This is a genomic window from Brevibacillus sp. FW301-21C12A (assembly GCF_058788915.1).
This window is the reverse complement of record NZ_JBYTBG010000010.1, coordinates 56,942-70,309: the sequence shown is the minus strand read 5'-3', so window position 1 is coordinate 70,309 and position 13,368 is coordinate 56,942. Positions and strand designations below refer to the sequence as shown.

At 54.3% G+C, this 13,368-nt stretch carries 12 protein-coding genes and 1 other annotated feature; of the genes, 6 read left to right on the top strand and 6 right to left on the bottom strand.

Going from position 1 to position 13,368, the window contains the following annotated elements; all coding sequences use genetic code 11:
• Positions 1 to 63 precede the first annotated feature (63 nt).
• Positions 64 to 1,047, bottom strand: a complete 984-nt coding sequence (gene trpS / locus AC3WQH_RS09050; protein WP_005836084.1) for a tryptophan--tRNA ligase — start codon at positions 1,045 to 1,047, stop codon at positions 64 to 66.
• 68 nt (positions 1,048 to 1,115) lie between these two features.
• Positions 1,116 to 1,380, bottom strand: a binding site (T-box leader).
• A gap of 138 nt (positions 1,381 to 1,518) precedes the next feature.
• On the opposite strand from trpS, the gene AC3WQH_RS09045 reads away from it, so the two are divergent.
• The 5 genes from AC3WQH_RS09045 (at position 1,519) to AC3WQH_RS09025 (ending at position 6,771) form a co-directional block, all read left to right on the top strand.
• Complete coding sequence (locus AC3WQH_RS09045) at positions 1,519 to 2,127, top strand: TetR/AcrR family transcriptional regulator (protein ID WP_007782827.1); 609 nt, start codon at positions 1,519 to 1,521, stop codon at positions 2,125 to 2,127.
• The gene (locus AC3WQH_RS09040) at positions 2,120 to 2,659 is read left to right on the top strand and encodes an HXXEE domain-containing protein (protein WP_005836087.1); all 540 of its coding nucleotides are present in this window, start codon (positions 2,120 to 2,122) and stop codon (positions 2,657 to 2,659) included. Before AC3WQH_RS09045 ends, AC3WQH_RS09040 begins: the two co-directional genes overlap by 8 nt.
• A 72-nt stretch (positions 2,660 to 2,731) precedes the next feature.
• Positions 2,732 to 4,030, top strand: a complete 1,299-nt coding sequence (locus AC3WQH_RS09035; protein ID WP_327953273.1) for a helix-turn-helix domain-containing protein — start codon at positions 2,732 to 2,734, stop codon at positions 4,028 to 4,030.
• A gap of 227 nt (positions 4,031 to 4,257) precedes the next feature.
• Positions 4,258 to 5,487, top strand: coding sequence for a Zn-dependent hydrolase (locus tag AC3WQH_RS09030; protein ID WP_026557928.1), 1,230 nt, complete (start codon positions 4,258 to 4,260; stop codon positions 5,485 to 5,487).
• Between the two features lie 102 nt (positions 5,488 to 5,589).
• Positions 5,590 to 6,771: a M20 family metallopeptidase gene (locus AC3WQH_RS09025; protein ID WP_007782819.1), complete on the top strand. Its 1,182-nt coding sequence runs from the start codon at positions 5,590 to 5,592 to the stop codon at positions 6,769 to 6,771.
• Between the two features lie 77 nt (positions 6,772 to 6,848).
• Here AC3WQH_RS09025 and AC3WQH_RS09020 read toward each other — a convergent pair whose 3' ends face one another.
• The 5 genes from AC3WQH_RS09020 to AC3WQH_RS09000 are packed head-to-tail and all read right to left on the bottom strand — an operon-like array spanning position 6,849 to position 10,691.
• On the bottom strand, positions 6,849 to 7,325 hold the full coding sequence (locus tag AC3WQH_RS09020) for a DinB family protein (RefSeq protein ID WP_005836091.1): 477 nt from the start codon (positions 7,323 to 7,325) through the stop codon (positions 6,849 to 6,851).
• 28 nt (positions 7,326 to 7,353) lie between these two features.
• Entirely contained in the window at positions 7,354 to 7,860 is a 507-nt protein-coding gene (locus AC3WQH_RS09015; RefSeq protein WP_007782816.1) for a HugZ family pyridoxamine 5'-phosphate oxidase, read from the bottom strand.
• Positions 7,861 to 7,888: 28 nt separating this feature from the next.
• A complete protein-coding gene (locus tag AC3WQH_RS09010) occupies positions 7,889 to 8,668 on the bottom strand; it encodes an ABC transporter ATP-binding protein (RefSeq protein ID WP_005836095.1) in 780 nt (259 codons plus the stop codon).
• Position 8,669: 1 nt separating this feature from the next.
• On the bottom strand, positions 8,670 to 9,665 hold the full coding sequence (locus AC3WQH_RS09005) for a FecCD family ABC transporter permease (protein WP_007782812.1): 996 nt from the start codon (positions 9,663 to 9,665) through the stop codon (positions 8,670 to 8,672).
• 15 nt (positions 9,666 to 9,680) lie between these two features.
• Complete coding sequence (locus AC3WQH_RS09000; RefSeq protein ID WP_492329267.1) at positions 9,681 to 10,691, bottom strand: helical backbone metal receptor; 1,011 nt, start codon at positions 10,689 to 10,691, stop codon at positions 9,681 to 9,683.
• A 547-nt stretch (positions 10,692 to 11,238) separates the two neighbouring features.
• Between AC3WQH_RS09000 and AC3WQH_RS08995 the strand changes: the two genes are divergently transcribed.
• Positions 11,239 to 13,353 (top strand): polymorphic toxin-type HINT domain-containing protein, encoded by a 2,115-nt coding sequence (locus tag AC3WQH_RS08995; protein ID WP_197187252.1) that lies wholly within the window; start codon positions 11,239 to 11,241, stop codon positions 13,351 to 13,353.
• Positions 13,354 to 13,368 lie beyond the last annotated feature (15 nt).

The following is a 13,368-nucleotide window of genomic DNA, read 5'->3' as shown; positions in this document are numbered from 1 at the left end:
TGCCTCACAAATGAAAAAACGGGTCGGGAGAAGCTTCCCGGCCCGTTTTGCGTCTCGATTTTCCTAGCGCGCCATTCCCATTGCTCTTTCTACTTTGTGCAGCATTTCATTCGCCACGGCATTTGCCTTTTCTGCGCCCGCCGAGAGGATGTCGTCCAGCTCGGAGGAATGGAACAGTTGCTCGTAGCGCTCCTGGATCGGACGCAGCGTCTCCACCACGACTTCCGCCAGGTCGGTTTTGAATGCGCCATAGCCTTTGCCCTCGTACATCGCTTCGATCTCTTCCAGCGACTTGCCGGAGCAGAGCGAGTAGATCGTCATGAGGTTCGATACGGCAGGCTTTTCTGCCTTGTCATAGCGCACGCTGCTGTCCGAGTCGGTCTGCGCGCGCTTGATTTTTTTCGTAATTGTCGCCGGGTCGTCGAGCATGGAGATGAAAGCGCCCTGGTTCGGATCGGACTTGCTCATTTTTTTCGTGCCGTCGGCAAGCGACATGATGCGTGCGCCCGTTTCCGGCAGGCGTACTTCCGGAATGGTGAAAATGTCGCCGTAACGGTTGTTGAAGCGGGTCGCCAGGTCGCGGGTCAGCTCCAGGTGCTGTTTCTGGTCCTCGCCGACCGGAACGTAGTCTGTGCCGTACAGCAAAATGTCTGCGGCCATCAGTGGCGGATACGCCAGCAAGCCGGCCGGAATCGATTCGCCCCGTCCGTCGGATTTGTCCTTGAACTGGGTCATGCGCTCAAGCTCGCCGAGGTACGAGGTGCACAGCATGATCCAGCCGAGTTTGGCATGGGCTGGCACTTCCGATTGGACGAACAAAGTCATTTTGTTCGGGTCGAGGCCGACTGCCAGGTAGAGCGCTGCCAGACGGCGGATGTTTTCGCGCAAGACGGCTGGCTCCTGCGGAACTGTGATCGCGTGCTGATCGACGATGCAGTAAAAGCAGTTGAACTGGTCCTGCAGCGGAACGAAATGCTTCATCGCGCCGAGGTAGTTGCCAAGGGTCAAAATACCGCTCGGCTGAATACCGGAAAAAATGGTTTTCATGAGAGTGCTGCTCCTTTCCATAGAGGGAAATCTGTTTGGGAGAAAAACAAAAAGGTCCATCCGCCCTGGACAGGGACGAATGAACCGTGGTGCCACCCTTGTTATTTTGCACACGGGAAAAGCCATGCGCAAAATCGCTTTGTTCCGTACCGTTTTGATACGGTGTCCTTTGTAACGTACGGACGTCACGCCAAAGCCTACTGCCGCTTTTGAAAAACGGGTTCGGTTTGGAGCTCGGGAGCCCATTCACCATTTCCTTGACACTGATTCGCACCAACCATCAGCTCTCTGCCGTCTCGAAAAATGACTACTCTTCTCCCTCATTGCCATCGAAAGATACCCTTTGAGCAATCATTTTACGCAGTCCAAACCAAAAAAGCAAGAGGGGATTGACAATATCATCCAAAAGTTGTAAAAGTAACTCAAGAGTTATATAACTGAAAAGTTACTTTTTAGGAGTGAACAACACGGATGGACAGCAAATTTTCCAAAGGGGAGCAAAGCCGCGGACGGTTGCTGGCAGCAGCGGCTTCCGAATTTGCGGCCAAAGGCTTTCACCGTGCCAGGGTGAGTGACATCGTGAAGGCGGCCGGGCTGACGCAAGCGTCTTTTTACCAGTATTTCGAGAGCAAGGAAGGGCTGTACCAGCAGCTCATGGACGAGTTTTTCGCGAAGCTGTGGGAGCTGGCCGACGGAGGGAGCAAGGTGACGGCGCTGGACGAAGCGGATGTGTACGGGCAGGTGCGGGAAAATCTCTTGGCGCTGTTCCGCTTCTTTCAGGGGCGGCCGGAGCTGACGCAGATGGTGCTCTATCAGGCGGAGGCGGGAGATGAGCTGCACCGCAAGCTGGCAGCCATGGTCAGCGCCAATCTGCGGCAAAACCAGGCGGCGGGCCACGTCCGCGCCGACCTGTCGCCGGAGGTGGCGGCAGAAGCAATGGTCGCCGTCTGCTACCGCCTGACGTCCCGCTTTTTGCTGGCGGGGGAAAAGACGGCCGAGCAGCTCGCCGACGAGGCGGTGTCGTTTTTGGCGCACGGAATCTTGCAGGAAAAGACGAGGGAGGGGGCACGGCATGAGTGAGCTTGTGAATCTGATCTGGCTGTTGCTGGTCGTGTTTGTGTTTCACGATCTGGAGGAAATCATCACGGTCGAGGGCTGGCTTGCGCAGAAGCGGGAGCAGGTTTTGCGCGCGCTGCCGAGTTGGCTGCAAAAGTTCGTGGAGCCGTCGCTTGCGATGAACACCGCGCAGTTTGCCGTAGCCGTCACGTGCGTCTTCGCCGTCCTCGCCGCTGCCGTCGTGCTTGCGGCTGCCACGCTGCCGCTCGGGACGTACTTGCCGTTTTTTCTCGTCTGCCTGCACGTTATGTTTTTGCACGTTTTCACGCACATCGGACACACGATTGCGCTGCGCACGTACACACCGGGCGTCGTGACGGCAGTCGTGCTCGTTTTGCCGTACAGCGTCTACACCTATGTCCGCCTGTTTGAAGCAGGGGTGCTTACGTGGCCGCTCGTCTGGAGTACGCTGCCGTTCTGCTTGCTGGCCGTGCCGATTTTGTACGCTGCGCACTGGCTCGGGCAGGCGGCAGGAGGGCTGGTCAGCCGCGGATGAGGCGGGGGTGGCTGTAAGTGCGGGCATATTTTTGCTATTCTAGGAAAAAACGCTGTGAAAGAGGGACGTGTATTGAAGCTGCGACTAGGCGTGATCGGCGCGGATGATTCGCTTGTGATTATCCAATCGGTCATGCAGGAGTTTCCCGAGATCGAATGCTTGCCGATTGTGTATTGGAGAGAAGAGGAAATCGTCGAGCTGCTCATGGCGCATCTGGATGAGGTGGACATGTGGCTTTTCTCGGGTCAGGTTCCTTATGCGATGGCGAGCCAGACCGGAAAAATCCAGGTGCCGATGGCGTATGTGCCGCATATTGGCGCGAGCCTGTACCGGACCTTGCTGCATCTGTCCCATCAGCTCGGGATTCGCGTGGATGAGGTGAGCTTCGATACGTTTTCGGGCGAGGAGCTGGGGCATTTTCTCATGGAAGCGGGAATCGCGGAAGGCTACAAATGGCTGAAGCATTACGAAGGTGCGATCTCTGCCAATGAGCTGGCGGATTTTCATGAGGCATTGTGGAAGGAAGGCAAGACGAAGGCGGCGGTGACCTGCCTGCGGACGGCAGAGCTGGAGCTTGTGCGCAGAGGCGTTCCCGTGCATCGCGTCGTGCCGACGCGAGCGGGCGTGCTGTCGGTCGTCCACATGCTTTTGCGCACGCATGAGATGCTGCATTTCAAAGACACGCAAATCGCTGTGCAGATGATGGAGATTGATCCGTTTCGGGAGCTGGCAGGCGGGAGTTTTTCCACGGACGAATGGCAAAACGCCGAGATCAAGACGATGGAAAAGCTGTTGCGCTACGCCAGGTATTTGCAAGGCTCGCTGAAGACGGCGGGGCCGGGGCGCTACGTCATTTTCACGACGCGCGGAAAAGTGCAGGAAGTCACCGGCGACTATGCGACGATCCCCGACCTGGAGGAGCTGTTCGGGATTCGCGCCGATCTGGTGACGTGCGGAATCGGGATCGGCAAGACGGCGTACGAAGCGGAAATCCACGGCGGCACTGCGCTTTTGCACGCCAAGGAGCGGGGCGCGGGCAACTGGATGGTTTTCCTGGACGACAAAAGCGTCGTGGGGCCGCTCGGACGCGACGAGCAGATCGCCTATCGGTACGACTCGAAGAAGCTGCAGGAGTTGAGCCAGCTTACTTCGCTGAGCGTCATGACGCTGTCGAAGCTGGAGTCGATCTTGAAAAAGCGGGGCAAGCAGGAGATCAACGCGCACGAGCTGGCTTCGCACATGCAGATTCAGCCGCGCAGCGCCCGCCGCATTTTGGTCGAGCTGGAATCGAAGGGCATCGCGCAGGTGGTCGGGGAGGAAAACCCGCATCCGCGGGGGCGTCCGCGCAAGGTGTACCGGATCCATTTTTGAGAAGCTAGGGGGCCTGCCTCTCTACTCAACCAATTGCAATCGTGAACATAGAAAAGGCGTGCAACGAGCAAGCGCATTTGCACGCCTTTTTCCGTGAAAACCAACTGGAAAAATCAGCATGATGCAGGCTTTTCTCCTTTTCAAAATAGACAGACTATTATACAATTAGGGACATAGCCGTAAATCAACCGTTAATAGACGGTTTTACGAAGGAGGAGTCTCTTGTCATGATTAATGCGGACCGATTGTGGGACCGACTAGGGCAGGTAGGCAAGATTGGCGCCCAGGAGGCCGGAGGGGTAACGAGGCTGTCATTTACACCTGAGGAACGGGCAGCAAAAGACATCGTCGCCGGCTTCATGAAGGAAGCGGGACTGGCAGTTCGCGAAGATGCGGTAGGCAATCTGATTGGACGAAAAGAGGGGAAAAACCCTTCGGCACCTGTTGTTCTCGTAGGCTCGCACATCGACTCCGTACCGAATGGCGGAGATTTCGACGGGCCGCTTGGCGTTTTGGCAGGCGTAGAAATTTTGCAGACGATGCAGGAACAAGGCATAGAGACCGAGCATCCGATTGAAGTGATCGCTTTCACGGATGAAGAGGGCACGCGCTTCGGCTACGGCATGATCGGCAGCCGCGGGATCGCCGGGCTGATTAAGCGCAGCGAGCTGGAGCAGGCGGACAAGGACGGCATCACGATTGCCGAAGCCATGCGCCAGGTCGGATTGGACCCGGATCAGACAGGTCAGGCGGCGCGCACGCCCGGCAGCGTCAAAGCGTACGTGGAGCTGCACATCGAGCAGGGCAAGGTGCTGGAAAGCCGCGATTTGTCCGTCGGGATCGTGACGGGTGTCGCAGGACCGCTCTGGATGAAATTCGTGCTGGAGGGCGAAGCGGGCCACGCTGGAGCTACGCCGATGAACTTGCGCCGCGATCCGCTGGCTGCGGCAGCGCTCGTGATGCTTGCCATCGAGGAAGAGGCAGCGCGGACGGGCACAAGCGTAGGGACGGTCGGACAGGTGCAGGCGTTCCCTGGCGGAGTCAACGTCATTCCGGGCCGGGTAGAGTTTTCGCTCGACTTGCGCGATGTGGACGAAGCGGTTCGCGATCAGGTCGAGCAGCGCATAATCGAGCGGGCGAAAACGATCTGTGCCGAGCGGAACGTGACGCTGAAAGTGGAATTGTTGCAGCGGATCGCTCCTGCCGTATGCTCCGAGAGCATCCAGCAGGCGGCGGCAGAGGCGTGTGCCCAGGAAGGTTTGGAGGCGTTCCGGTTGCCGAGCGGCGCAGGCCACGACTGCATGCAACTGGTTGACCTGTGTCCGGTCGGCATGATTTTCATTCGCTCCAAAGACGGTATCAGCCACAATCCGGCCGAGTATTCGACAATTGAGGATTGCGCGGACGGAGCCAACGTGCTGTACCGCACCGTGCTGGCTTTGGCGAAGCAAATATAGAGAGACTGACGGAAAAGCAACAGGCGTACAAACAAAAGAGACGAGGGTTCGGCAGCTTGGCGACGACGGGCAAAAAGCGCACCGAACGAGGAGGAGAACCGGATGACAGCGACAGCAACAACATTGAATCAGGCGGCAGAGGCGGTCAAAGAGCAAGTAATCGCGTGGAGACGCTATTTGCACGAGCATCCCGAACTGTCTTTTCACGAAGAGAAAACAGCGCAGTTCGTGTACGAGACGCTTCTGTCTTTTGGCAATCTGGAAGTGAGTCGGCCGACGAAAAACAGCGTAATGGCCCGCCTGATCGGTTCGCAGCCGGGAAAAGTGCTGGCGATGCGCGCCGACATGGACGCTTTGCCGATTACGGAAGAAAACACGTTTGAGTTCGTCTCGAAAAATCCGGGCGTGATGCATGCGTGCGGACATGACGGTCATACGTCGATGCTGCTCGGAACCGCGAAAATTTTGTCCGGGATGAAGGACCAGATCAAAGGCGAGGTGCGCTTTTTGTTCCAGCACGCGGAAGAAGTATTTCCGGGCGGCGCGGAGGAAATGGTGCAGGCGGGAGTCATGGATGGCGTGGACATCGTGATCGGTACGCATCTGTGGGCGACGATGGAGTACGGCACCGTAGGCATTTGCCCTGGGCCGATGATGGCAGCTCCTGATACGTTCTGGATTACCGTGCTCGGAAAAGGCGGGCACGCGGCTCTTCCGCACGAGACGATCGACAGCATCGCGGTTGCGGCGCAAGTGGTGACCAACCTGCAGCACATCGTCTCGCGCAACGCCGACCCGCTCGACAACCTCGTCTTGTCCGTGACGCAATTTGTGGGCGGCACGACACACAACGTCATTCCGGGCACAGTGGAAATTTGCGGGACAGTGCGCAGCTTTGACCAGACGCTGCGCGAATCCGTTCCCGGCCTGATGGAGCGCGTCATCAAAGGGATTACGGAAGCGCACGGCGCAAGCTACAAGTTCAAGTACGAGTTCGGCTACCGTCCGGTCATCAACGACGAGGAAGTGACCCGCTTGATGGAAGAAGTAGTCGTGGAATCGCTGGGAGCGGAGTGGGTGGAGCATATGCGCCCGACCATGGGCGGCGAGGATTTCTCGGCGTTCCAGCAAAAAGCGCCAGGCTGCTTTTTCTACGTCGCTGCCGGCAACAAGGAAAAAGGCATTACGTATCCGCACCATCACCCGCGCTTTACCATCGACGAGGATGCGCTGGAAGTCGGCGTGAAAATGTTCGTCAACGCGGCGAGAAAAATCGTCATGTAAAAATGTTAAACCCAAGCATGAAAAAAGCGCCCCCTGTCCAGGTCGGATGGGGGCGCTTTTTGCGTGAATAGGGTGCTTTAGTGCGTGCGCTCTTTTTCTCTTGTATGAAACGCTTTTTGGATTTGCGAAATCTGTCCGGCGTGGATGCCTGTATGGTACATCAGACGCCCCAGCGCTTCGAGCGGAGTCGAGCTGCCGAGCGGCGTATTGACAGGCGTATGCCACGCTTCCTCGGACAAGCTTTTCATGCCTTCGAGCAAATGCTCGTTGGAAGCCGTCATAAAATCGGCAAGCTCCTGCAAGTTCGTAAACTGCCGCCCCTCGACAGGGCCGTTTTTCGTCAGTAGCTCCACGTCCGCCGGGATGCTGCGGCCGAAAAACCACTCGGCAAACATGTATTCCACTTCGGCGTTATGTCTGAGCATATACCCGATGGAGGCAGGGCCGAGCCCGAGCGTCAAGTCTTGTTCCGGCATGCTTTTGGCTGTCTTGTGGAATCTTTCCTGGATCGTGAGCCAGAGTGTCAGTGCAGTTGAATACGTTGAATTGGTCATGAATTTGCCCTCCTGTTGGCGCGAATGATTATTTGGCGGTTTGGGTGTGGCCGTCGCGATTGACGTGTTCGAACTTGTCGGCGGAAAGATCAATGTCGTACGCCTGGCCAAATCCGGCGACGTAGCGGCCTTCGGATGGCGTCAGCTCAAACAGGGAGAAGTCGAGGCCGCGCAGCATATCCATCATGCTTTTGCCAAAGCGCTGTTCGAACAGCGCGAAAATCTCGTCGCAGTCCGCGTTGCCGATATTTCTCGCTGTGCAGACGAAGCGGACGCGCTGGCGGGCGAACAGATTGGCCGTCTTCGCTTCATCTTCAATCAGCATGGCATCGACTGCCGGCGTTTCTTCCAGATAGCGATAATGGTTGGCGATTTTGCTGATGTAGATATAAAACTTTCCGTTGGTTTTGACAAAAGGGGCATAGGAGACAAACGGCTTTCCATGCTCGTCGACCGTGCTGAGCATGAGCGTCTTCATTCCGGCAGCAAACGTTTGGTACTGGACCTTCATCGCTTCCTTCGCCATTGCTTTCATACGAGCATCCCTCGCTTTTCCTGTAGTTTTATTGCGCTTTTTTCAGGACGTGAATACGCGGGCTGGTGCTGTCTGGCGCGTACCGGATTTCTGTGTCGACCCCGTAGACGCTGCGGATCAGCTCCAGCGTAAACACATCCTGAGGCTTGCCGAAAACACGAATGTCCCCGTCTTTGATGACGCAAATTTTATCGCTGTAGGTGCTGGCGTGATTCAAGTCATGCAGCACCATGACAACCGTGAGCTTCAATTCCCGATTCAGCTTGGCGATCAGCTCAAGCACATCGAGCTGGTGGGCAATATCCAGATACGTCGTCGGCTCATCGAGCAGCAGCAGCTTCGGCTTCTGGGCCAAGGCCATGGCGATCCAGGCGCGCTGGGCTTCCCCGCCCGACAGAGAAGCGAGATAGCGGCCCCGGTAGCTTTCCAGTCCTGTTTGCTGCAACGCCCAGTCGACGATTTCGTAGTCGGCTGCATCCAGCCGTTCATACCATTTTTTGTGGGGGACGCGACCGTAGCCGACCAGCTCCTCGACAGTCACATCCGAAGGACAGGAGTTGGACTGGCACAGCATGCACATGATGCGGGAAAGCTGCTTCATGCTCATGTTGTCGGCTGGCTCCCCTGCGATGCGCACCGAGCCGCTCTCGCAAGGAATCAGCCGGGAGATGGCTTTGAGGACCGTCGATTTGCCGGAGCCGTTTGGCCCGATGAGCGAGACAATCTCTCCTTCATGTATATCCAGCGAAAAGTCATTTACGATTCGTTTTTTGCCGTAACAGACGTTCATTGACTGCACGTTCAGCACATCACGTTCCTCCTTTGCGCATCAGATAAAGGAAGTAAGGCCCGCCGACGATGGCCATGACGATCCCCGCCGGAATTTCGAGTGGAGCAAAAAGCGTCCGGCCCAGCGTGTCTGCCACAAGCAGGACGAGCGAGCCGAGCACGAGTCCAAACGGCAAGTTCATCCGGTAATCGGAGCCCATCAGCATGCGCGACATGTGCGGGACGATCAGCCCGACGAAACCGACCAGGCCCACGGTCGAAACGGAGATGGCCGCGAGGTAGACCGCGATCAGGGACAGGGTGAAGCGAAGCCGGTTCAGGTTTTGCCCGAGATTGTGCGCGACCTGCTCGCCGAGACGCAAGATGTTGGCCTGGCGGATACACATCAGCGCAGCGATCCACCCGACGACCGAGTAGGGGAGAATCGTCAGCACGTCGCTTGTGCTTTTCCCGGACAGGCTTCCGTTCATCCATTGCAGAGCCGCTGGCAGCTTGTCGCTGTAGAGGATGGACAACAGGCCGATGACGCCGCCAAATACAGCATTGACGGCGACACCGGACAAAATAATGCGGATCGGGGTGAAGCCCCCTTGCTTTTTCCAGGCCCACAAGTAGACCATCACGGCTGCGATGCCCCCGCCGACAATGGCAAAGAGCGGAATCAGCGCGGAATAACCGGGGACGACCAGCATGATGAACAACACCGTGACCGCTGCCCCGCTGGATACCCCGGTCAGCCCCGGATCAGCCAGCGGATTTTGCATGACAGCTTGCAGCAGCGCCCCGGACGCAGCGAGGTTGGCCCCGATCAGCAGCGCGAGAAACACGCGGGGAATCCGAATGTCCCAGAGAATCGTATGGTTGGCTTCATTGCCTTGGCCGAGTACGGTCGTCATCGTTTCCCACAGCGAGAGCTGCACGCTCCCAAGCCCGACAGACAGGACGATTGCCGCTACGAGCAGCAGGCAAGCGACGCTGAGAAGGACTGGTTTCCTGGTTGAATGGTTCTGGCTCACTGCAAAAACTCCTTATCACTTGTACAGAATTTCCGCGAGCTGCTGGTAGGCGGCAGGGGCGTTGACGATCGAGGCAGTGCCGAACGTGCTGAAATCAAGCGACTGCATTTTGCCGTTTTTGAAGGCGTTCATTTTTTCCCAGGCGCCGTTCTTTTTCACGTCTTCTTCGAATTTTTTCGCTAAGGCATTCGGATCGCCGTGCGCCACGAGCAAAATCACGTCCGGGTTGGCCGCGACGATGCTCTCCATGTTCAGCGGCGCGTACGTTTGCGTTTGCTTCAACGTGTCGGTAGCGACGTTGACGGCTCCTAGGTTGTGCGCGATGCTTCCGGCGAAAGTCTGGTCGCTCATGACCATGAGCGATTCCGCCGAGCCGAACAGGAACAGCACCTTTGGCGTCGGTTTGCCCTTCGTCGTTTCGATGATGCTTTTTTCCTGCTCCGCAATTTTGCTCAGGAGCTGCTCTGCTTTTGCCTCTTGCTTGAACAGCCGTCCGAGTACGACAGTGGACAATTTCAGCTCATCCAAGGAATCGACAGGCAAGTAAGCGGTAGGTGTGCCGGCAGGCTTTAATTTTTTGTCGACGCTGTCCTTGATCGAGGACGGACCGAGCACGAACTCCGGCTGCAGCTTCGCGATTTGCTCCAGGTCCGGCTGGTGCGACGTCCCGATGCGCGGAACGCTGTCCAGAGCCGCTGGCAGCTTGCTGCTCGTCGTCGGTACTCCTACGGGGGCGATCCCGAGTTCATGCAAAATTTCCGTAATCGCGACAGAGATGGTCACGACTTTTGTGGGAGTTTGGTTTTGAAACTGGGCGAGCAGTTCTTCCGCCTTTTTCTCATCAATGCTGACAGAGGGAGCAGCCTGCTCGCTGGATGCCGCTTGCGTGGAGGTGGTTTGGCTCGGTTGTTCGCTGGTTTGGTTCTGCTGAGTGGTTGCCTGTTCGGGAGACTGTGCACTGCTGCACCCGACAGCGCTTGTCAAAAGTAGGGCAATCATGCCCATTTTCCATCCTGATTGCTTCACTATGTATAGCCTCCTGATCTTGATAATGAGAATCAATACCGTTTGGCTTGATTATATAGAGAATGATTACTATTATCAATAAGGATTTTGTAATGAAAAAGGGCCACGAGTGCAGGGGAACCGCCGGAAACCGCAGATTTGTCGAAGGGTGGAAATGGTAGTGAGTTAGAGGAGGTTGTTATTTTGTATATTAATTTGTTCCATTTTTATACAGCAGGACTAGGGGGCGTTATTGTTATGCATACTCGTTTTGTTTGGAGATATTACAAGGGGAGTTTTGAGGGGGGATTGTCAAGATAAGCGGTGTTGAATGGGCGCGGTTTAGTGAGGGCGTGGCGACTTGCGGATACGGAAGCGAGCGGGGGAGTGATGCGGAGGCAATCGTGACGGGGTATTTTGGATCATCGACAAATTCGTTTGTCTATGAATCATCTTGCACGCAGAGTATTTAAGAGTATAATCAAGTCTGCATATCAATTAATTGGAAATGGAGGAAGGGATGTGTAAGATTTGATTCACTTAAAACGACTTTTGTGAGTTTGAGAACTTGGGTGTCGATTCCTTTGTAGATGTAAATAAAAGTAATAGCACAGCGGCTTTCTTTAAAGTGACGCCAGCCCATTCTGGTAAGCACCGAATTTTTTCGTCTCCGTATTTCAATAATGGACTTGAACAAGATACAAGACTGTCTATTTATTCGGATGCAAATTTGCAGAATGAAGTGACAAGCAACGACGATCATGAAGGTCCTTTTGGCACCAAATTTTCAAAAGTCGAATGGGACGCGACAGCGAATACAACATACTACGTTAAGCTTGAAACAACAGCACCTGCCTTGCAGTCTCGACTTACCTTTGAAGAAGACTTGGACAGCACGAGAGAAACAGCCATTCCGGCTGAATGGGATGAAATTTATACGGACAAATTGTCGTCTCCCTATGACGTTGACTACTTTGTGCTCACGGCTGAAGAAATGGCTTACATGAACCTGTATGTGACAAATAACATGCTCATCTTGGAGGACTCGCAAGGAACTGAGCTTAAAACCTTCCACGCGAATGAGGAAGACACGTTGTTTGTTACAGAAGCGGCTGGGACCTACTATGCAAAGGTAGTTTGGAATCAAAGCCAGGCACCAGTCCAATTAAATTCTGGTATTTCGCTATTGTCCGCTGAAATCGGTCAAAGCTATCAAGCAGGCTTTCATGGTCCAAAACGAATTTCAAGTAATTTCGCAGTGGATACAACACCAGGTTTTGAAAAATCAGTAACTGTACAATGGAGATTTTCAAATCCCCATCCAAGCGTAACGATTCAGGTACTCAAGCAGGGAAGACCAGTCTATGAAGAGACCAGAACGAACCAGCCAGCAGGATACCATACGTTCAGTTGGAATGGCATCTACACAAAAGTGAATCCCGGACACCGGGCTGAAAGTGGCGTCTACTTTGTTAAAGTCGTAGCTTCCGATGCACAACAATATCAAATTCTTGTGCCAATAAGTGTTGTGAATACAAACCCGAATGAAGAGCTTGATATCCAATATTTAATCTCTCGCTACAACAGCACCATTCCAAGCGCCACGATCCGTCAAGCACAAGAGAATCTGCAGGCTATGCTGTTCTATGATGGCCCGATCACGGGGGCGTACAATGAAGACTTTTTAATGTCTGTCATTGCTTTTGAAGTAATTCTGAACAGAAGCGTGCATGTTTCTCTCAACGTAAACGTTGGTGGTGGAGAAGTACTAGAAGAGAAAGGGGAGTTAACGAATCAGTTAGTTTATTACATCCATTCAGGAAGAGCGACTGGGCGGGATAAATATGGAAAGTTTGCCGAGTTTCTCTTTAATGGAGATGTTGTTATATATGAGACTGGTGCAGCCACGGTTCCTGTGCTTCGTTTGTCCAAGGTTGGTGGAAAGCTAGTCAAGAAAGCGGGTAAGACCATTGATGATTTATTTGAATGTAATTGCTTTACAGCAGGGACAAAGGTTTTAACGGATGAAGGTGAGAAACCTATCGAGGAAATCGAGGTCAGGGACAAGGTTCTGGCCAAAGACGAAGAGACAGGCAAGTTGGCATACAAGGAAGTGGAATGGCTCTATCAACGAGATGTTCAAGAGACGTATAATCTTACAGTTTACGGTGAAGTGATTACAACAACAGATGAGCATCCGTTTTGGATTGTTGGCAAGGGGTGGGTGGAAGCTAAAAAACTTGTGCCAGGGGATGTTCTAACCACTTCGAATGGCAAAGAGGTAGCCATTGAAAAGGTGGAGAAGAAGCAGGGGCACACAACCGTTTACAACTTCAAGGTGAAGGATTTCCATACGTATTTTGTCTCCAATCTGTGGATTTGGACGCATAATAGTTGTGAGATCACCCCAGAACAGTTAGCCGAGCTGGCCAGAAACTCGAAACCGATAGATGGATTGGAAGGTACAGTATCCGCCTACGTTGTGCATCAAGCAGCGCGTATTTTTGTCGGAGAGGGTGCGGCTATACAAAAAATTGATGGTGGGATGTTGTATACTAGTAAAGACAAGCTTAGAAGGGTTAGAACTGGACAAAAACTGGGGAAAGGTGTCTATGAAGCCAATTTTGAGACTTTTGATGCTAAAAATACCAAACTTACGAATTACCATGTTGAAATCAAATAAACAGGATGTGATCCT

Bases quoted from the DNA above. Each gene is read 5' to 3' on its own strand.
- AC3WQH_RS09030 (WP_026557928.1), top strand. From the start codon at position 4,258: ATGATTAATGCGGACCGATTGTGGGACCGACTAGGGCAGGTAGGCAAG.
- AC3WQH_RS09040 (WP_005836087.1), top strand. From the start codon at position 2,120: ATGAGTGAGCTTGTGAATCTGATCTGGCTGTTGCTGGTCGTGTTTGTG.
- AC3WQH_RS09045 (WP_007782827.1), top strand. From the start codon at position 1,519: ATGGACAGCAAATTTTCCAAAGGGGAGCAAAGCCGCGGACGGTTGCTG.
- AC3WQH_RS09020 (WP_005836091.1), bottom strand. From the start codon at position 7,325: ATGACCAATTCAACGTATTCAACTGCACTGACACTCTGGCTCACGATC.
- AC3WQH_RS09025 (WP_007782819.1), top strand. From the start codon at position 5,590: ATGACAGCGACAGCAACAACATTGAATCAGGCGGCAGAGGCGGTCAAA.
- AC3WQH_RS09015 (WP_007782816.1), bottom strand. From the start codon at position 7,860: ATGAAAGCAATGGCGAAGGAAGCGATGAAGGTCCAGTACCAAACGTTT.
- trpS (WP_005836084.1), bottom strand. From the start codon at position 1,047: ATGAAAACCATTTTTTCCGGTATTCAGCCGAGCGGTATTTTGACCCTT.